This is a genomic window from Sphingomonas sp. DC4900 (assembly GCF_049896485.1).
Lineage (GTDB): Bacteria > Pseudomonadota > Alphaproteobacteria > Sphingomonadales > Sphingomonadaceae > Sphingomonas > Sphingomonas aquatilis.
Map to the genome: position 1 here is coordinate 150557 of NZ_JAFCUK010000003.1, position 19100 is coordinate 169656.

22 protein-coding genes are annotated in these 19100 nt (G+C 67.7%); 17 read left to right on the forward strand and 5 right to left on the reverse strand.

Annotated elements, in window-relative coordinates; translation table 11 throughout:
- Positions 1-66: 66 nt before the first annotated feature.
- From ppdK to ACP690_RS05285, 3 genes are all read right to left on the reverse strand, one after another.
- Positions 67-2724: a pyruvate, phosphate dikinase gene (gene ppdK / locus ACP690_RS05275; RefSeq protein WP_426260440.1), complete on the reverse strand. Its 2658-nt coding sequence runs from the start codon at positions 2722-2724 to the stop codon at positions 67-69.
- Positions 2725-2828: 104 nt separating this feature from the next.
- On the reverse strand, positions 2829-5066 hold the full coding sequence (gene glyS, locus ACP690_RS05280) for a glycine--tRNA ligase subunit beta (protein ID WP_426260439.1): 2238 nt from the start codon (positions 5064-5066) through the stop codon (positions 2829-2831).
- A 247-nt stretch (positions 5067-5313) separates the two neighbouring features.
- Positions 5314-6183: a glycine--tRNA ligase subunit alpha gene (locus ACP690_RS05285; protein WP_017978314.1), complete on the reverse strand. Its 870-nt coding sequence runs from the start codon at positions 6181-6183 to the stop codon at positions 5314-5316.
- A gap of 95 nt (positions 6184-6278) precedes the next feature.
- Between ACP690_RS05285 and ACP690_RS05290 the strand changes: the two genes are divergently transcribed.
- From ACP690_RS05290 to ACP690_RS05330, 9 genes are all read left to right on the forward strand, one after another.
- Positions 6279-7190, forward strand: coding sequence for a TraB/GumN family protein (locus ACP690_RS05290; protein WP_426260438.1), 912 nt, complete (start codon positions 6279-6281; stop codon positions 7188-7190).
- Positions 7191-7461: 271 nt separating this feature from the next.
- A complete protein-coding gene (locus ACP690_RS05295) occupies positions 7462-8124 on the forward strand; it encodes a 50S ribosomal protein L25/general stress protein Ctc (protein ID WP_426260437.1) in 663 nt (220 codons plus the stop codon).
- Between the two features lie 216 nt (positions 8125-8340).
- Positions 8341-8910, forward strand: a complete 570-nt coding sequence (gene pth / locus ACP690_RS05300; protein ID WP_426260436.1) for an aminoacyl-tRNA hydrolase — start codon at positions 8341-8343, stop codon at positions 8908-8910.
- Positions 8907-9509, forward strand: a complete 603-nt coding sequence (locus ACP690_RS05305; protein WP_063688440.1) for a TIGR02466 family protein — start codon at positions 8907-8909, stop codon at positions 9507-9509. The genes pth and ACP690_RS05305 overlap by 4 nt, the downstream gene beginning before the upstream one ends.
- A gap of 63 nt (positions 9510-9572) precedes the next feature.
- Positions 9573-9899, forward strand: a complete 327-nt coding sequence (locus tag ACP690_RS05310; RefSeq protein ID WP_426260435.1) for a 5'-nucleotidase — start codon at positions 9573-9575, stop codon at positions 9897-9899.
- 162 nt (positions 9900-10061) lie between these two features.
- Positions 10062-10205 carry a hypothetical protein gene (locus tag ACP690_RS05315; protein ID WP_426260434.1) on the forward strand — a complete coding sequence of 48 codons (144 nt, stop codon included), beginning with the start codon at positions 10062-10064 and terminating at the stop codon, positions 10203-10205.
- Positions 10206-10301: 96 nt separating this feature from the next.
- Positions 10302-10610 (forward strand): glycine zipper 2TM domain-containing protein, encoded by a 309-nt coding sequence (locus tag ACP690_RS05320; RefSeq protein WP_018251088.1) that lies wholly within the window; start codon positions 10302-10304, stop codon positions 10608-10610.
- Between the two features lie 90 nt (positions 10611-10700).
- Positions 10701-11126, forward strand: a complete 426-nt coding sequence (locus ACP690_RS05325) for an OsmC family protein (protein ID WP_017978306.1) — start codon at positions 10701-10703, stop codon at positions 11124-11126.
- A 116-nt stretch (positions 11127-11242) separates the two neighbouring features.
- The gene (locus tag ACP690_RS05330) at positions 11243-11833 is read left to right on the forward strand and encodes a glycine zipper 2TM domain-containing protein (protein ID WP_426260433.1); all 591 of its coding nucleotides are present in this window, start codon (positions 11243-11245) and stop codon (positions 11831-11833) included.
- Between the two features lie 55 nt (positions 11834-11888).
- Here the strand turns inward: ACP690_RS05330 and ACP690_RS05335 are convergent, their stop codons facing one another.
- Positions 11889-12110 (reverse strand): hypothetical protein, encoded by a 222-nt coding sequence (locus tag ACP690_RS05335; protein WP_241892063.1) that lies wholly within the window; start codon positions 12108-12110, stop codon positions 11889-11891.
- A gap of 117 nt (positions 12111-12227) precedes the next feature.
- Between ACP690_RS05335 and ACP690_RS05340 the strand changes: the two genes are divergently transcribed.
- The 8 genes from ACP690_RS05340 to ACP690_RS05375 all read left to right on the forward strand — a co-directional run bounded on the left by ACP690_RS05340 (position 12228) and on the right by ACP690_RS05375 (position 18206).
- Positions 12228-12947 carry a hypothetical protein gene (locus ACP690_RS05340; RefSeq protein WP_426260432.1) on the forward strand — a complete coding sequence of 240 codons (720 nt, stop codon included), beginning with the start codon at positions 12228-12230 and terminating at the stop codon, positions 12945-12947.
- A gap of 114 nt (positions 12948-13061) precedes the next feature.
- Complete coding sequence (locus tag ACP690_RS05345) at positions 13062-14126, forward strand: extracellular catalytic domain type 1 short-chain-length polyhydroxyalkanoate depolymerase (RefSeq protein ID WP_426260431.1); 1065 nt, start codon at positions 13062-13064, stop codon at positions 14124-14126.
- A gap of 193 nt (positions 14127-14319) precedes the next feature.
- A complete protein-coding gene (crcB, locus tag ACP690_RS05350) occupies positions 14320-14709 on the forward strand; it encodes a fluoride efflux transporter CrcB (RefSeq protein WP_426260430.1) in 390 nt (129 codons plus the stop codon).
- Entirely contained in the window at positions 14706-15920 is a 1215-nt protein-coding gene (locus ACP690_RS05355; protein WP_426260429.1) for an RluA family pseudouridine synthase, read from the forward strand. The genes crcB and ACP690_RS05355 overlap by 4 nt, the downstream gene beginning before the upstream one ends.
- Positions 15920-16516: an FMN-binding negative transcriptional regulator gene (locus ACP690_RS05360; RefSeq protein WP_426260428.1), complete on the forward strand. Its 597-nt coding sequence runs from the start codon at positions 15920-15922 to the stop codon at positions 16514-16516. The genes ACP690_RS05355 and ACP690_RS05360 overlap by 1 nt, the downstream gene beginning before the upstream one ends.
- 141 nt (positions 16517-16657) lie before the next feature.
- Positions 16658-17311, forward strand: a complete 654-nt coding sequence (locus ACP690_RS05365) for an HAD-IA family hydrolase (protein ID WP_017978298.1) — start codon at positions 16658-16660, stop codon at positions 17309-17311.
- A complete protein-coding gene (locus ACP690_RS05370) occupies positions 17308-17526 on the forward strand; it encodes a hypothetical protein (protein ID WP_020486445.1) in 219 nt (72 codons plus the stop codon). Before ACP690_RS05365 ends, ACP690_RS05370 begins: the two co-directional genes overlap by 4 nt.
- Positions 17523-18206 carry an ATP12 family chaperone protein gene (locus ACP690_RS05375; RefSeq protein ID WP_426260427.1) on the forward strand — a complete coding sequence of 228 codons (684 nt, stop codon included), beginning with the start codon at positions 17523-17525 and terminating at the stop codon, positions 18204-18206. Before ACP690_RS05370 ends, ACP690_RS05375 begins: the two co-directional genes overlap by 4 nt.
- Before the next feature lie 6 nt (positions 18207-18212).
- Here ACP690_RS05375 and ACP690_RS05380 read toward each other — a convergent pair whose 3' ends face one another.
- Positions 18213-19070: a metal-dependent hydrolase gene (locus ACP690_RS05380; RefSeq protein ID WP_426260426.1), complete on the reverse strand. Its 858-nt coding sequence runs from the start codon at positions 19068-19070 to the stop codon at positions 18213-18215.
- Positions 19071-19100 lie beyond the last annotated feature (30 nt).

Genomic DNA, 19100 nt, shown 5'->3' on the forward strand with positions numbered 1-19100 from the left:
GCTTCTTCCTCTTAGCCAGGGCAAAAGCGGGACCCCGGCTCTTCGGCCGGGGTGACGTGAACAGGGTTACTTCAGCGCCGCCTGCGCCGCCGCGAGGCGCGCGATGGGCACGCGGTAGGGGCTGGCCGAGACGTAATCCAGGCCGACCTTTTCGCAGAAGGCGATGCTCGCGGGATCGCCGCCGTGCTCGCCGCAGATGCCGAGCTTGATGCCGGGACGCGTTTTCCGCCCGCGCTCCGCCGCCAGCTCGACCAGCTCGCCAACGCCATCGACATCGAGGCTGACGAACGGGTCCTTGGCGTAGATGCCCTTTTCGACATAAGCGCCGAGGAAGCGGGCGGCGTCGTCGCGACTGACGCCCAAAGTCGTCTGCGTCAGGTCGTTGGTCCCGAAGGAGAAGAATTCGCCCGTCTCGGCGATCTCGCCTGCCTTCAGTGCGGCGCGGGGCAATTCGATCATCGTTCCAACGAGATAGTCGATGGTCTTGCCACGTTCTGCGAACACCGCCTGCGCCGCCTGATCGACCACCGCCTTCATCAGATCGAGCTCGCGCTTGGTGGCGACGAGCGGGATCATGACCTCGGGGATCGGCGCCGCGCCCGATTTGTCGGCGACGTCGAGCGCGGCTTCGAAGATCGCGCGGGCCTGCGTTTCGTAGATTTCCGGGTAGGTGACGCCCAGGCGGCAGCCGCGGTGGCCGAGCATCGGGTTGAATTCGTGCAGCTCGGCGGCGCGGCGCTTGAGCACCTCGACATCGACGTCAGCCGCCGCGGCGACCTCGGCGAACTCATTCTCCTCGTGCGGCAGGAATTCGTGCAGCGGCGGATCGAGCAGGCGCACCGTCACCGGCAGGCCGGCCATCACCTCGAAGATCGCGGTGAAGTCGCTGCGCTGCGCGGGGAGCAGCTTAGCGAGCGCGGCACGGCGGCCGGCCTCGCTGTCGGCGAGGATCATCTGGCGGACCGCGGTGATGCGGTCGGCGTCAAAGAACATGTGCTCGGTGCGGCACAGCCCGACGCCTTCCGCGCCGAAATCGCGCGCGGTCTGGCAGTCGAGCGGGGTTTCGGCATTGGCGCGCACCTTCAGGCGGCGGACGCCGTCGGCCCATTCCATCAGCGTGCCGAAGTCGCCGGCGAGTTCGGGCTGCACGGTCGCCACCGCGCCGAACATCACCTCGCCACTGGCGCCGTCAATGGTGATGACGTCGCCTTCGCGGATCTCGCGGCCCGCGACCTTCATCACCTTGTCCTTGGCGGAGATCGACAGCGATCCGGCACCCGAGACGCAGGGGCGGCCCATGCCGCGCGCGACGACGGCGGCGTGGCTGGTCATGCCGCCGCGAGCGGTGAGGATGCCCTCCGCGGCGTGCATGCCGTGGATATCTTCCGGCGACGTTTCGACGCGGACGAGGATGACCTTGTCGCCCGCCGCCTTGCGCTTTTCGGCGGTGTCGGCGTCGAACACGACCGCACCGGACGCCGCGCCCGGCGAGGCGGGCAGGCCCTTGGCGATCACGTCGCGCGGGGCGTCGGGGTCGAGCGTCGGGTGGAGCAATTGATCGAGCGCCATGGGATCGACGCGCAGGATCGCCTCTTCGCGGGTGATGAGCCCTTCGCTCGCCATGTCGACCGCGATCTTGAGCGCGGCCTTGGCGGTGCGCTTGCCCGAGCGGGTCTGGAGCATCCAGAGCTTGGCCTGTTCGACCGTGAACTCGATGTCCTGCATGTCGCGGTAATGCTTTTCGAGCCGGTCGAAGACCGCCGCCAGCTCGGCATAGACCTCGGGCATCGCCTCTTCCATCGAGGCGGGCTTGGCGCCGGCCTCTTCGCGGGCGGTCCTGGTGAGATATTGCGGCGTGCGGATGCCGGCGACGACGTCCTCACCCTGCGCATTGATCAGGAATTCGCCGTAATAAGCGTTCGCGCCGGTCGAGGGATCGCGGGTGAAGGCGACACCGGTGGCGGACGTATCGCCCATGTTGCCGAAGACCATCGCCTGGACGTTGACCGCGGTGCCCCAGTCGGCGGGAATGTCGTTGAGGCGGCGATAGACCTTGGCGCGTTCCGACTGCCACGAGCCGAACACCGCGCCCACCGCGCCCCATAATTGGTCATGCACGTCCTGCGGGAAGGGCTTGCCCCATTCCTTCTCGACCAGGCTCTTATATTCGGCGACCAAGGCCTTGAGATCGCTGGCGGTCAGCTCGGTATCGAGTGTGAAGCCGTTGTCTTCCTTGGCGATCTCAAGTGCCTCTTCGAAGGCGCCATGGTCGAGTTCGAGCACGACGTCCGCGTACATCTGGATGAAGCGGCGGTAGCTGTCCCAGGCGAAGCGTTCGTCGCCGGACTTGATTGCGAGGCCCTCTACAGTCGTGTCGTTGAGACCGAGGTTGAGGACGGTGTCCATCATGCCCGGCATCGAAACGCGGGCACCGGAGCGGACCGAGACGAGCAGCGGATTTGATGCGTCGCCGAAGCTCTTGCCCGTAACCCCTTCGATATGGGCGATACCCTGCGCCACTTCGTCGCGCAGCGACTGGGGGAATTGCTCGCCCTCTTCGTAGTAGCGCGTACACATGGCGGTGCTGATCGTGAAGCCGGGGGGCACGGGCAGGCCGATCGACGCCATTTCGGCAAGGTTCGCGCCCTTGCCGCCGAGCAGATTCTTGTCGCCCTTTCCGCCGTCCGAAACTCCGCCACCGAAACGGTACACGTATTGGGTCATCGCTGGTCCTTAAGAGCTGACGTGTTGGCCTGATCCCCGGGGAGGAAAGAGCATACCGAACGTTCGGAAGTGGACGATGTGGAATAGGCGTGGGGGCTTGGTTCCTACCCCTCGATTTTCGAAAAGTCGGCGACGGTGTGGACCGCCGCGCGGACGCGGGCGAGCAGCGCGAGGCGCGCGGTGCGCTTCGCCGGATCGGCATCGTTGACGGTCACACTGTCAAAGAACGCATCGATCGGCGCGCGCAACGACGCGAGGGCCGCCATCGCGCGCTCGAAATCTTCCGCCTCCACCGCAGCCGCGGCGGCGGGTTCGGCCGAGTCGAGCGCGGCGATCAGATCAGCCTCTGCCTTTTCGGGCGTGTAGGACAGCGTTTTCGGATTCCCCTCGGTATCCGGGGTGTACGCCTCCTTCTTGAGGATGTTGGCGGCGCGCTTGTAGCCGGCGAGCAGGTTGGCGCCGTCGTCGGTGGTGACGAAAGCTTGCAGCGCGTGAACGCGGGCGAGCAGGCGGACGAGGTCGCGCTCCCCACCGAACTCACTTTCGCCGCCGGGCAGGACCACAGCATCGATCACATCGTGCCGAACGCCATTGCTGCGCTGCTGAACCTTCAGGCGGTCGATAATGAAATCGTGGAAATATCCACCTGCCACAACGGTGCCAACGTTCGCATTTGCGTCCCCAACGGCTTGATAGAACAAGTCAAAGTCGGAACAGCGCAGCGAATTGTCGAGTATCAGCCCGATCAGGCCAAGCGCAGCGCGACGCAAGGCAAAGGGATCCTTAGACCCGGTCGGCCGCTCATCGATCTGGAAGAAGGATACAAGCGTATCCAGCTTGTCCGCCAGCGACACCGCCACCGTCACCGGCGCGGTGGGCACGTCGTCGCCCTGCCCGACCGGCTTGTAATGGTCGCGGATGGCGTCGGCGACTTCGCGGGGTTCGCCCTGGGCGGCAGCGTAATAGCCGCCCATCAGGCCCTGGAGTTCGGGGAATTCGCCGACCATGCCGGTGACGAGGTCCGCCTTGGCGAGGCGCGCGGCGCGTTCGGCCATGTCCGCGAGGGACGGTCCCTCTCCCCCTGTGGGAGAGGGAGGGAGCGCCGTAGGCGCGGAAGGGTGAGGGGGAGTTTGGGGCGCGACAGTTGCCGCGTCCCCCTCACCCTTCCCACTCGCTGACGCGAGCGGGCCCCTTCCCTCTCCCACGAGGGGAGAGGGAGATTGGATGATGCCCTCTTCGACCAACCACCTTGCCAGCTTGGCGACGCGGTCGACCTTGTCCGCCACGGTGCCGAGCTTTTCGTGAAAGACGATGTTCGAGAGCTTTGCGGCCTGTTCCTCGAGCGGGGTCTTCAGATCGGTGTCGTAGAAGAAGCGCGCGTCCGACAGGCGGGCAGCAAGGACCTTGCGGTTGCCCTCTACGATCTTTGCGCCGCCGTCGGTCGCTTCGATATTGGCGGTGCAGACGAAGGCGTTCGCCAATGCGCCGGACGCGTCGCGGCAGACAAAATACTTCTGGTTCACGCGCGCGGTGAGCTGGATCACCTCGGGCGGTACGCTGAGGAAGTCGGCGTCAAAACGGCCGAGCAGCGGCACCGGCCATTCGGTGAGGCCGGCGTTTTCGGCGACGAGGCCTTCGTCTTCAACGAGGGTCAGGCCCGCATCGGCGGCGAGCGCGGTGGCTTGGGTGCGGATCAGCGCACGGCGTTCGTCCTGATCGACGATGACGTGACAGGCGCGCAGCTTTTCGACGTAATCCGCGGCCGAGCCGATCGTGATCTGGCCCGGGTGGTGGAAGCGGTGGCCATAGGTGGCGACGCCCGAACGGATGCCGGCGATCTCGACGTCGACGAGGGTTTCGCCGAGCAGCGCGACGATACCGTGCAGCGGGCGGACCCAGCGCAGCGCTTCAGTCGAGGCGGAGGCGGCGCCCCAGCGCATCGACTTCGGCCAGGGGAAGGCGCGGACGATCGCGGGGATCGCCTCGGCAAGCACGGCGGCGGTGGCGCGGCCGGGCTTTTCCGTGACGGCGTAGAGGACGCCATCACGCTCGGTGAGCTGGTCGCGCGTCAGGCCGGTCTTGCGCAGGAAGCCGGCGAGCGCCTGTTCGGGGGCGTTGGCCTTGGGACCCTTCAGCTCTTCGCTGACCGCCTGCGTTTCGGTCGGCAGACCGCGTGCGATCAGCGCGAGGCGGCGCGGCGTGGCGTAGGTGACGGTTTCGGTCGCGGCGAGGCCGGTCTTGGCGAGTTCGGCGGCGAACAGGCGGGCGAGATCCTCGCGCGCCTTGTCCTGCATGCGCGCGGGGATTTCTTCGGAGCGGAGTTCGAGGAGGAAGTCGGTCATTGGGTGGCGCCGAAGAAGAGGTTTGGTTCACGCGAAGACGCGAAGACGCGAAGAGGATTTGGTTCGCGCAGAGGCGCAGAGAGCGCAGAGGTGTTGCACTCGACGCGGAGCGTCCCTTCACAACCGCTACCGCTCGACATGTGCTGGCCGCTAACGCGGCCGGATTGCCGCGGGCGGCTCTGCGTCCTCTGCGCCTCTGCGCGAAACCCCTTCGCGTCTTCGCGTCTTTGCGCGAACAACAGGATGCTCACGCCGCCCATCCGTTCTTCTCCATCCAGGCGCCGCAGGCGCCTTTGGCGAGGTCGCGGACCCGGCCGATATAGGCTTGGCGTTCCGCCACCGAGATGACGCCGCGCGCCTGGAGCAGGTTGAAGGTGTGGCTGGCCTTGATCGCCTGTTCGTACGCCGGGATTGGCAGGCCGGCGGCGAGGCTGTTCTCGCATTCCGCCGCGGCCTTTTTGAAGGCGTCGAAGAGGGTGGCGGTGTCGGCGACCTCGAAGTTCCACGTCGACATCTGACGCTCGTTCTCAAGGAAGACGTCGCCATAGCTGACGCCATGGTCGTTGAAGCGCAGGTCGTAGACGTTGTCGACGTCCTGGATGTACATCGCGAGGCGCTCGAGGCCGTAGGTCAGCTCGCCCGCCACGGGCTTCATGTCGAAGCCGCCCATCTGCTGGAAATAGGTGAACTGCGTCACCTCCATGCCGTCGCACCACACTTCCCAGCCGAGGCCCCAGGCGCCCAGCGTGGGCGATTCCCAGTCATCCTCGACGAAGCGGATATCGTGTTTGGTCATGTCGACGCCGATCGCGGCGAGCGACCCCAGATACAGGTCCTGCAGATCGGGCGGCGACGGCTTCAGGATGACCTGATACTGGTAATAATGCTGCAGGCGATTGGGGTTTTCGCCATAGCGGCCGTCGGTCGGCCGGCGGCAGGGCTGGACGAAGGCGGCGTTCCACGTCTCCGGCCCCAGCGCGCGCAGCGTCGTGGCGGGGTGGAAGGTGCCGGCGCCCATTTCCATGTCGTAGGGCTGGAGGATCACGCAACCCTTGTCGCTCCAGTAATCGTGGAGCGTCAGGATCATCTTCTGGAAGGAAAGCGGTGTGGCAGCCATGACGCGCCCGGCTTTGGCCGATGGCGCCGCGTCTAGCAAGTGGTGCGGCGCGGCATTAGGTGAAGGTCTGGCCCCACCACCCGGATACTTCCCGCATGATACGAACCCTTGCCGCCGCCGTGTCCGCGGTCGCCTTGTGCCTGTCGCTGCCGGCCTGTGCACAGCAACCCGCCCAGGCACCTGCGCGCGCCGCGAACGATGCCGATCCGGCGCTGTGGGTGGTGAAGGGCAAGCAGACGACCGTCTATCTGTTCGGGACGATCCATGTGCTCAAACCCGGCCTCACCTGGTTCGACGAGGCGGTCAAAAGCGCGTTCGACAAGGCGGACGAGGTGAAGCTGGAGATCGTGATGCCCGATCCCGCCACGATGCAAGGACTGGTGCAGGCGACCGGCGTCGCGCCCGCCGGCACGCCGCCGCTGACGCAGCGCCTGCCCGAGGGCAAGCGCGCGGCCTTTACCAAGGCGGTGACCGATCTGGGACTGCCGGCCAATGCGCTCGACCGGTTCAAGCCGTGGCTCGCGGCGACGCAGTTGTCGGTCGCACCGCTGTCGAAGCTGGGGTACGATAGCGCCAATGGGCCGGAAGAGGTGATCACCGAAGCGGCGAAACAGGCGCACAAGCCGCTGTCGGGGCTGGAGACGCCGCAACAGCAACTGGGTTTCTTCGGCAGCCTGTCGGACAAGGCGCAGCTCCAGTTCCTGGAAAGCACGGTCGACGAATTGCCTACGCTGGACAAGCAGATGGCATCGATGGTCGACGAATGGGCGCGCGGCGACCCCGAGGCGCTGGCGCGCGAGATGAACGACGAGCTGAAGAGCTCGCCCGAGGTCGCCAAGGTCCTGCTGGTGGATCGCAACCGCAATTGGGCCCAGTGGATCAAGCAGCGGATGACCAAGCCGGGGACGGTGTTCATCGCGGTTGGCGCGGGGCATCTGGCGGGGCCGGATTCGGTGCAGGCGCAGCTCGCCAAGCTGGGGCTGAAGGCGGAGCGGGTGAAATATTGAGCGCGAGACCGTAATAGCGCGAGCCGCCCCCACTCCCGTTCGCCCTGAGCCTGTCGAAGGGCGGGTTACCGCAAGCGCCGCCGTCGCCTGTGGACACCCGTGCTTCGACAGGCTCAGCACGAACGGTAAGGAACGGTGAGAAGGTCGGGTTCACCGTAACCGAGTTGCTTTTTCCCGCCCTTCTCGCTATGCGCGCCCGCTTCCGGCCTTGGTCATCCCTGGAGGCGAGGCTGCGGAAAGACACTTTAGCACGTTTCGGAAGGTATTCTGCATGAGCGACACCATCACGCTCGCAGCCGAGACGCGCGACCGGGTTGGCAAGGGAGCCTCCCGGGCGCTGCGTCGTGACGGCCGCGTCCCCGCCGTGATCTACGGCCAGAACAAGGAGCCGGCCTCGGTTCATCTCGAGGAGAAGGCGCTGGTCAAGGCGCTGATGACGGGTCACTTCATGAACTCGGTCATCATGGTCGGCGGTCAGCGCACGCTGGCGAAGGACGTTGCGTTCCACCCGGTCACCGACCGTCCGGTGCATGTCGACTTCCTGCGCATCGGTGAGCACACCACCGTCACCGTCGCGGTGCCGGTCGTGTTCGCGGACGAGGACGAGTGCCGCGGCCTGAAGCAGGGCGGCGTGCTCAACATCACCCGCCACGAGGTCGAGCTGGTCGTCGACGCCGCCGACATCCCCAGCGAGATCACGATTTCGCTGAAGGGCCGCGAGATCGGCGATTCGATCCACATCAGCGACGTGACCCTGCCCAAGGGCGCGACGCCGGCGATCGAAGACCGCGACTTCGCGATCGCGACGATCGTGCCGCCGACCGTCCCGACCGCCGAGGACGAGGCGCTCGAGGCCGAGGTCGCCGAGACCCAGGCTGCCGAAGCCGCCGCGGAGTCGGACGCCGAGAGCGACGAGGATTCGGCCGAGGGCTGATCCGGATCGATCCGGTTTGCGAAAGGGGCAGGGTGGCGAGCAGCTCCCCTGCCCTTTTTGTTATCACCGTCATTCCCGCGAAGGCGGGAATCCATAACCTCTGACGTCTGCGCTCCTGCCGTGAGGTCAGCCAGTCTGGATTCCCGCCTTCGCGGGAATGACGAATACCGGTAGGAGGGCGCGCCTTCCGCCAACGTTGAGGAAAGACACCGCGCCATGCAGATCTGGGCAGGCCTGGGCAATCCGGGGCCGCAATATGCGATGCACCGGCACAATGTCGGGTTCATGGCGCTCGACCTGATCGCCGACATGCACGGCTTCGGGCCGGTGAAGAAGCAGTTCCAGGGCTGGACGCAGGAAGGGCGGATCGGCAGCCATAAGGTGCTGCTGCTGAAGCCGGCGACCTTCATGAACGAGAGCGGCCGTGCGATCGGCGAGGCGCTGCGCTTCTACAAATTGGGGCCGGACGCGCTGACCGTGTTCCACGACGAGCTCGACCTCGCGCCGTTCAAGGTGAAGGTGAAGCGCGGCGGCGGCACCGCGGGGCATAACGGGCTGCGCTCGACCGACCAGCATCTGGGGCCGGAGTTCCGCCGGGTGCGGATCGGCATCGGCCATCCGGGGCATAAGGATCGCGTTACCGGCTATGTGCTGGGGAATTACGCCAAGGCGGAGCTGGACGCGCTGTCCGACATGCTGGGCGCGATCGGGGCGGAGGCGCCGTGGCTGGCGACAGGCGACGACGTGCGGTTCATGAACGATATCGCGATGAGGTTGGCACAATGACGGTCCGTACGCTGTTCGCGACGCGCTTCTACGAGGGCGAGCTGAGCGATGCCGGGCTGATCGAGGAGCTGGAGGAGGCGTGCCTCGATCTGGCGCGGGAGGATCGCGCGGGCGTCGCCTGGTCGAAGGCGCATGGCTATCGCGGCTATACCTCTTATGCGTCGCTGAACGACCTGCCCGCGCGCGACCCGCGCTTTGCCGACCTGGTCAAACTGCTGAACAAGCATGTCGCGCGCTTTGCGGAGGCGTGCGCGTTCGACCTGGGCGGGCGCAAGCTGAAGCTCGACAGCCTGTGGGTCAACGTGCTGAAGCCCGGCGGCACGCATTCGGGGCATATCCACCCGCATAGTGCGGTGAGCGGCACGATCTATATCGCCACCCCGGCGGGGGCGGGCGCGCTGAAGCTGGAGGATCCGCGGCTGCCGATGATGATGGCGGCCCCAACGCGGCGCGCCGATGCGGGCGAGGATCACGCGACCTTCGTCTATGCCGAACCGAAGCCGGGCAGCGTCTTTCTGTGGGAAAGCTGGCTGCGGCACGAGGTGGTGCCCAATGCCGCCAAGGGCGAGCGGATCAGCATCAGCTTCAACTATCGGTAAGGCCGGCCATCGCTTTGCCGTAATCGACGGTCAGCTTTCCCCAAAATTGGGAGAGCGGACCCCATGCGGCTGGCGATGATGATGGCGATGCAGGCGGTCGCGGGGCCACCGCTGCCGGCGGACATGCGGCCGGTGAAGCCCGCCCCTGCCCCGGATGCGCCCAAGGCCACGTGCGGCGAGCCCGACGCCGACGGCACGATCGTGATCTGCGGACGACCCGTCAATGCCAACCGGCTGCGCCCCGTCGACGAGCCGCGCTACGCCGAAAAGCCGATCCGCGCGCGGACGACGATCGGCAAGGTCGGGGTATCGGGTGAGGCGGAACAGGGCAGTCTGCCCAACGGCATGAGCAGCCCGCGCGCGATGGTGAAGTTCAAGGTGCCGTTTTAGAGGAGGCTTTGCCGCTCTTTCCGTCCCCCGGCCTTGAGCCGGGGTCCCGCTTTTCGGGCGGTGAACGAAGAAGCGGGACCCCGGCTCAAGGCCGGGGTGACGGGCTGGGAGGGGTACAGCGCGACAAGCCGTCGTTCACCTGTCGCTACTATCCTGTGCGCCATGTCCATCACCAAACGCCAGATCGGCCTAGCCGCCGTCATCCTGCTCGCACCCGGCGGGTTCATCCTGGGGGCGGCGTTGCTGGCCAACCGTTATCGCAAACCCAGAGCCGAGGCGGAGACGGAAACCCCGCCGAAACCCTGAATGGTTTCCTGAACGGAACGTTGTGCCCAGTTCATGCAACCGTCATTATAGCCCGACGTTATCGAAACCACAGTCAAACGATGACGGGAGATTCAGATGCGTAAGTTGATGCTGGCGATGGGGTGTGCCGCGATGGTCGTACCGGCGACGATGGTCGTGCCGGTCTCGCAGGCGGGCGCACAGCGCTACAAGTATCGCGAATGGCGCGACAATCGCGGTCGCCTGCGCTGCCGCAAGCCCGATGGTACGACCGGTGCCGTCGTCGGCGCGGTCGGTGGCGCGCTGCTGGGCCGCACGATCGACACCCGCGGCGACCGGACGCTGGGCACGCTGGGCGGCGCCGTCGCCGGCGGCCTGCTGGGCCGCGAGATCGAGCGCAGCGGTGGCAACCGTCGCTGCCGCTAAGCTCCGGATAAATTAGACCGGAACGGGCGCTGTGGGGCAACCTGCGGCGCCCGTTCTGCGTATGGCCTCGTGAAACACGAGGAGACGTATATGACGACCCGCAGCGCATCGGCCCGGTACGAGGGCCTGGGCAAGGACGGCAAGGGCCATATCTCGACCCAGTCGGGCCTGCTGACCGACGCCCAATATGGCTTCAACACGCGGTTCGAGGACGGCCCCGGCACCAATCCCGAAGAGCTGATCGCCGCGGCCCACGCCGGCTGCTTCACGATGGCGCTCGCGTTCGCACTGGCCGGCGCCGGCAAGACGCAGGGCAATCTGGAGACCAAGGCGAAGGTGACGCTGGAGAAGGATGGCGACGGATTCACCATCACGCGGTCCGACCTGACGCTGACCGGCCATGTCGACGGCATGGAGCGCGATGAGTTCGAGCGGATCGCCAATGAGGCGAAGGCGGGCTGCCCGGTGTCCAAGGTGCTCAACTGCGACATCACGCTGGATACCACGTTCGGCTGATCGACCGCGCCGCCGGCGCCTGTCGCGGGGATGAACCGACGGTAGTTTTCGGTTCACGCAACTCTCTTTGCGCGCTGGCGGTTCTTTGCCCACATCATCCGAAAGGAGCCCAGACGATGCGTATTGCCCTTCTGACCGCCGCGCTGGCGGCGACCACGCTGAGCGCGATCCCCGCGCAGGCGCAGGACACACGCCGCGAAGCGGATCGTGAATATCGCAACGAGGTGCGTGACGCGCGCCGCGATTATCGCAACGACCTGCGCGATGCCGATTCGCGTCGCGACGTCCGCGATGCGCGCCGCGAATATGCCGAGCAGGTGCGCGACGCCCGCCGCGATCGCCGCGAAGACCTGCGCGATATCCGCCAGGATCGCCGCAACGATTGGCGCCGCTATCGCAACTACGACTATAACCGCCTGCCGCCGGGTCAGCGCGCCTATTATGCGGAAAACTATTATCGCGATGGCCGCTATTACCAGCCGCGCCGGCTGACCCGGAATGACCGCATCTATCGCGGTGGCAACGGGCGTTATTACTGCCGCCGCAACGACGGGACGACCGGTCTGGTGGTCGGCGGTCTGGCCGGCGGCGCTCTGGGCAATGTGATCGCGGGCGGCGGATCGCGCTTGCTCGGCACGCTGATCGGCGCGGGCGGCGGCGCGTTGCTCGGCCAGTCGATCGATCGCGGTCAGGTGACCTGCCGCTGATCATCCAGAGACGCTGACGATACGGGCCCGGTCGACAGACCGGGCCCGTTGTCGTTTAGAAGATGCCGCCGCCGAGGCTGAGGCGGATCGCGAAGATGACGATCAGCACGAGGTTGAGGTTGCGCCCGCTGGTCGAGGACGACAGCGCGCCCACCGCGGCGCCGACGATGCCGATCGGGATGACCAGCCAGTTCATCCAGCCGAGCAGCGGCACGAACGCGACCAGACCCAGCACCAGGGTGACGAGGCCGATCGCAACGGAGATGATGTTCAGCATGACGGGAACATGGCCCCTGCCCCATCGCGCGGCAAGATGCGGGGGCGATCGGCGAAGCGCACGTTAACCAAGCCCGCGGATGGCGACTTAACGGCCGATGCGCCATGGTCGCCCGCGATGCACGCGAATCGCCTTCTTGCCGCTGCTGCGCTGTTGCTCGCCGGATGTGCCAAGCCGGCGGCGACGCAGCAGGACCTCGACAGTCTGGACAAGGAACTGACCGCGGGCGCGGCCGGGAACGAGCGCGACCCGGCGCTGACCGCGGCGCTGCGCGACCAGATCATGGTCGATCCCGCGCTGACCCGGACCGCCAATACCGACGCCGTGCGCCCCCCGAGCCGGCCGGACCCGCTGTCGATCCCCGCCGACCCCACCGCCGGCCGGCCGGATGGCGTCACCGCTGCCGACCTGAAGGCGACGCCGCCCGCCAAGGGCGACTGCCCGTCGTGCAAGGCGGCGGCGGGGGCGCTGACGCTGGCGGAGCTGGCGGCACGGCAGCGGCCGGCGGATGCGGGCTGTGCACAGCGCGTCTCCTATTCCGCCACCTGGGCGGCGCGCCTGCCCGCCGCGGTGCCGCTCTACCCCGACGCGCGCGTGCAGGAGGCGGCGGGCAACGATGCCTGCGGGCTGCGCGTCGTCAGCTTCGCAAGCAATGCGCCGGCTGCGCGCATTCTCGACTGGTACAATGCGCGGGTGACGCGAGCGGGCTATAGCGCGGAGCATCAGGCTGAGGGCGACGAGCATGTGCTGGGCGGCACCCGCGGCGATGCGTCCTATGTGGTGCACGTGACGCCGGGACCGGGCGGCGGCAGCCGGGTGGACCTGCTGGTCCGGTAGCGCACGTCCCGGCCGCAGAACCGATCGGCGCTTGCCTTCGGCTCGCCCACGCCCATATTGTGCGATGCAGCAAGACGGGTTCGCCGATGATCCCGCCCGGTCGGAGACCCCAACATGCCCCGCTTGTCGGATACGATCGGTCGCCTCGTCGGCCAGCGCATGGCCGATGCCATGACGACCGCCCCTGGCGAGGACCGGCTGAGCAACCTGACCGATTTCGGTCCCAATCCGGGCAATCTGCGCGCGCGCATGTACGTGCCGGCGCAGCTGCAACCCCGCCCCGCGCTGGTGGTCGTGCTGCATGGCTGTACGCAGACGGCGGCGGGTTATGACAGCGGCGCGGGCTGGTCGCAGCTCGCCGACGAAGCCGGGTTCGTGCTGCTGTTTCCCGAGCAGCGGCGCGCCAACAATCCCAATCTGTGCTTCAACTGGTTCGCGCCCGAGGACATGGCCGGCGGCCATGGCGAGGTGGCGTCGATCCGCGCGATGATCGCGGCGATGGTCGCGGCGCATGGTATCGATCCGTCGCGTGTGTTCGTCACCGGCCTGTCGGCGGGTGGCGCGATGGCGGCGGCGATGTTGGCCAATTACCCTGAGGTGTTCGCCGGCGGCGCGGTCATCGGCGGGCTGCCCTATGGCACCGCGCAGGGCGTCAGCCAGGCGCTGGAGCGGATGCGTGGGCGTGACCTGCCCGATGCCGCAGCGCTGACCGCCGCCGTGCGGGGTGCCAGCCGCCACGACGGGCCGTGGCCGACGCTGTCGGTCTGGCATGGCGGCACCGACGCCACCGTCCACCCCGCCAATGCCGAAGCGCTGCTGAGCCAATGGCGCGGGCTGTTCGGAATCGGCGAGACGCCCGCCGAGGAGACGCTGGTCGGCGGCAATCCGCATCGCGTGTGGCGTGACCGGCATGGCCGCGCGGTGATCGAGGATCATCGTATCCTCGCCATGGGCCATGGCACGCCGATCGCGACGCAGGGGGCCGAGGCCGCCGGTCAGGCCGGGCCGTTCATGCTGGATGTCGGCCTGTCCTCGACCCGGCGGATCGCCGCTTTCTGGGGCATCGCGCGGGCGGTCGGCGCGGCACAGGCGCGCGCGGCCGATGCGGGCGGCGTGCGGGATGGCGGCGTGGCGGGGATCGTGAACGACGCGCTGAGGGCGGCGGGGTTGTTGCGGTAGAGCCCTTCGTCACCCCGGACTTGTTCCGGGGTCCACTCTGCGGCGAGGGGGATGGTTCGAGGCTCCAGCCATCCCCCTGCGGCCCGGTGGACCCCGGAACGAGTCCGGGGTGACGGGGTGGAGGGGGCAGCGTTAGCCACCCCCCTCACCCACGCATTTCCTCTTTGCACGAACTTGCTCTAGGGCAGCGATCATGCCTCCTCTTCTTCTCGTCATGGCCGGCGGTGCGCTGGGTTCGGCGGCGCGGTATCTGACCGGCCGGATCGCCCTCACTGCGCTCGGCCCGAATTTTCCTTATGGTACGCTGGCCGTGAACCTGGTCGGCGGGCTGCTGATGGGCTTGCTGGCAGGTGTGCTCGCACGGATCGGGGGCAGCGAGAACTGGCGCCTGTTCTTAGGCATCGGCGTGCTGGGCGGGTTCACGACCTTTTCGTCGTTCAGCCTCGACGTCGTGACGCTGGTCGAGCGTGGCGCGGTGGCCACGGCGGCCCTGTACGTCTTCGTATCGGTCGCGGGCGCGATCGGCGCGCTGTTTGCCGGGCTGATGCTGGCCCGCGGCCTGTTTGGGAGTGCGGTGGCATGAGCGGCGACGAGGGCAGCATTCGCCAATTCAACGTCGGCTATGACGACGACGGCATCCGGCTGGATCGCTGGTTCAAGCGGCATCTGCCCGACACGAGCTTCACGACGGTCGCCAAATGGGCGCGGACCGGCCAGCTGCGCGTCGATGGCGCGCGCGCGACGCCGGGAGACCGGATCAAGGCGGGCCAAACGCTGCGCGTGCCGCCGCCCGAACCCGAGGTGAAGGACGAAACCGGCGCCATCGTCGCCAAGCCGAAGCGCGAACGGCCGCCGCTGAGCGAGGACCAGATCGCCTTCGCGCGCGAGATGGTGATCCACAAGGATCTGCAGGCGCTGGTCCTCAACAAGCCGCCGGGCCTCGCAACGCAGGGTGGCACCAAGACCGCCGAGCATGTCGACGGGCTGCTGGATGCGTTGCAATATGATGCCGAGGGACGGCCGAAGCTGGTTCACCGGCTCGACAAGGATACGTCGGGCGCGCTGCTGATCGCGCGCACCAGCCGTGCCGCCGCCTTCTTCGCCAAGGCGTTTTCGGGGCGGACCGCGCGAAAGGTCTATTGGGCGCTGGTCGTCGGCGTGCCATCGATCGAGGATGGCATGGTCGACCTGCCGATCGCCAAGCAGCCGGGCACCGGCGGCGAGAAGATGCACGTCGACGAGGAGAACGGCCAGGCCGCGCGCAGCCGCTATCGCGTGATCGAACGGGCGGGCAACCGTTGCGCCTGGGTTGAGCTGCAACCCTTTACGGGCCGCACGCACCAGCTGCGCGTCCACATGGCGGCGATCGGCCATCCGATCGTCGGCGACGGCAAGTACGGCGGCGCGGCGGCGTTCCTGACCGGCGGGATCAGCCGCAAGATGCACCTCCACGCCCGGCGCATCCGCGTCGACCATCCCGATGGCGGCAGCATCGACGAGACGGCGAGCCTGCCGACGCACTTCGCCGAAAGCCTGAAGAGCCTGGGCTTCGAAGAGGCGCAGGGCGATGCGCTGCCGCTGGAGGAGCCCAAGAAGGGCCCGCCGCCCAAGGACGTGCTGAAGCAGCGCGCCAAGGCGCATGCGAAGACGGTGCGCAAGGAAAACCGCGGCGAGCGGCGGCGGCGTGGCGCAGCCCCGACCGGCAAGGATGGCGGCAAAGGCAGCGGTCCGAAGGCGGGTAAGCCGAAGACGGGTGGCCCGAAAAGCAGTGGTCCGGGCGGCCGCCGGGGCTGATGCATCCCAATCCGCTCTTCCGGCCGGAGGCGGCGGCATTGCTGGCGGAGGCCGAGCGGATCGGCTTCGCGCATGTCTTTGCCGCGACCGCCGATGGCCCGATGGTGGTGCATGCACCCGTGACGCTGCATGACGACGGTTTGCGCTTTCACGTCTCGCGCGCGAATCGCATCGTCCGCCACCTGGAGGGCGCGGCGGTGGTGGCGAGCGTGGCGGGGCCGCACGGCTATGTCAGCGCGAACTGGTATGCGGTGCCGGGTGATCAGGTGCCGACGTGGAATTACCAGACGATCGAGATCGACGGCGTGGCGCATGAGGTGAACGCCGCGGGCCTGACCGAACAGCTGGACCGACTGGCGGCGCTCCACGAGCCACGCGACAATCCCTGGGATCGCGGCAAGGTGGCGCCCGAGGCCTTTGCGAAGCAACTGTCGGGCATTCGCGGGTTCACCATTACCGTCAGCGCAGTGCGCGGCACGACCAAGCTGAGCCAGAACAAGACCGCCGCCGACCGGGCGGGGGTGATCGCGGGCTTCGACCGGCAGGGCAAGGACGACATCGCCGCGCTGATGCGGTGGGCGGCCGCGAAGGATTAGGGCTGGGATTCGCTGGGGCGGAGCGTTTTGCGGTTTGGGACGCAGCGGGACCCCGGCTCAAGGCCCAGGTGACGGTGGGGGCATTGAGGGCCGAGCGATTTGCGCTTTGCGTGCCCGCCCTTGCCCGGTAGGCGTCTGGGAATGACCAAACTTGCCGTGTTCGACTGCGACGGCACGCTCGTCGATAGCCAGGCCAATATCTGCCAGGCGATGGAGGATGCGTTCCGGATCGCCGCTCTGCCCGCGCCGCCGCGCAGCGCGATCCGCCGGATCGTCGGCCTGAGCCTGGTCGAGGCGATCGCGACCTTGCTTCCGCAAGCGGAGGATGCGCTGCACCGGCAGATGGCGGCGGATTACAAGGCCGCCTTCTTCCACCTACGGACGACCGGCGCGATGGCGGAAGAGCCACTGTTCGACGGGATCGCTGCGGTCTTGCAGGGCCTTGCGGACGATGGCTGGCTGTTGGGCGTGGCGACGGGCAAGTCGGACCGCGGTCTTGCGCATATTTTGGCGCATCATGGCCTGACCGATCATTTCGTCACCCTACAAACCGCGGACCGGCACCCCTCCAAGCCCGACCCCGCGATGCTGATCGCCGCGATGGACGAAGCGGGCGCGACGGCGCAGGAGACGGCGATGATCGGCGACACCAGTTTCGACATGGCGATGGCCAAGGCCGCGGGCGCGCGGGCGGTGGGCGTCGCCTGGGGCTATCACGACGTCCGCGACCTGGCCGATGCGGGCGCGGACGTGGTGGCGGAGCGCGTGGCCGCGCTGCCCGGGCTGCTGGCGTGAGCGGCGATGCCCTCGCACGGCGCCGCTGGCTGGCGATGGTCGGCAGCCGCATCGCCGGCAGCCTCGGCGCGGTGTTCGGCCTGATGCTGGCGGTGCGTGCGCCCGATATGGTCACCAAGGTGCTGGGTGTCGCGATCACGCTGTCGGCGCTGGTCGTCATCGCCACGGTGCCCGCCGCCCTCGCCCACCGCTGGCGGACGCCGCCCCGGCCATGAAGCGTTTCTGGACAGAGGTAACAATCGACGCCGATCGGGTGGTGACGCTCGACGGGCGGCCGGTGCGAACGCCGGGCCGCGTGCCGCTGGCGCTACCGACCGACGCGCTGGCAGAGGCGGTCGCGGGCGAATGGCGCGCGGTGCCCGAGGTGGTGGACCCGCGCGCGATGCCGCTGACCGGCCTTGCCAATGCGGCGATCGACCGGATCGCGGCCGACCCCGCGTCCTTCGCGGCGGGGCTGGCCGCCTATGGCGCGACCGACCTACTCTATTATCGGGCCGAATCGCCCGACGATCTGATTGCACGGCAGCAGGCGGCGTGGGATCCCTGGCTCGACTGGGCCCGGACCCGCTACGACGTCCATTTCGAGCCGACCGCGGGGATCGTCCACCGCGCCCAGCCACCCGCGACGCTGACGCGCCTCGGCGAGGCGGTAGCGACGCTCGACGCCTTCCACCTCGCAGGCCTGTCGCCGGTGGTGACGATCACCGGGTCGCTGGTGCTGGCACTCGCGCTGATCGAACGGGCGGGCGATCCCGATACGCTATGGGCCGCCGCGCATGTCGACGAGGATTGGCAGGCGGAATTGTGGGGCAGCGATCTGCTGGCCGAACAGGCGCGGGCGAACAGGCGGCGTGACTATGACGCCGCCGTCGCGTTTCTGGCCGCGCTCGACTGACCACCGTCAGGCGGTGACCGCCCTCGGCATCACCGCCGCCTCGTAATCGCTCTCGGCCAGGCGGATCAGGTCCCGGTCGTCGTGCTTCCACGGGTGGAAGCCGGGCAGGAAATAAGCCGCCCAGACGCCCGCCACCTTGCGCGCCATGCCGGGATTGCCGAACGCATACCAGGCGAGCCGCGCCCAGACGCGCGGACCGGTGAGGCCATCCTGCCGCAACAGCTCGAGCATGCCGCGCGTCCGGCCGACGAAGAAATGCTTCGTCGTCATCAGCATGACGAACGACTTGACCCACCAGCGGCGGAAGCGCGGCCAGTCGCGCGTCGCGTGCAGCCACGTGTCATAGGCGACGCCCTTGTGCTCGATCTCCTCGGCCGCGTGCCACAGCCACAGAGCGCGCGCCTGGTCCTCGCCACCAGCAAGATGGCGGGGATTGGCGATCAGCTCATGCGCCAGCATCGCGGTGAAATGTTCGAGCGCGGTGGTCGCTGCAAGGCTGGCGATCGGCGGACGCCCCTTGGTCAATGCCAGCGCCGCATCGACGTCGCGGTCGAGCAGCGTCACGTCATAGCCCTGGTCGTTGACATGACGGTTGAACGCGACATGTTCGCGCGTGTGCAGCACCTCTTGCTTGATGAAGGCGTTGATCTCGCGCGTCAGGCGTGGCGACGTGGCCTCGCGAAAGCGGCGCACGCTGTCGACGAAGAAGCCCTCCCCCTTGGGAAAGGTGACGGACAAGGCGTTGTAGAAGGCGGTCGCGATCGGATCGTCGTTCAGCCACCAGCGGCCCATCCGGGCGCCACGACCGAAGCGGCGATCGCGCGCAGTAATGACCAGATCGTGCGGCGTGGTTGCTTTCGCCATGATTTCCTCCGTACTAGGACGATATCCGCA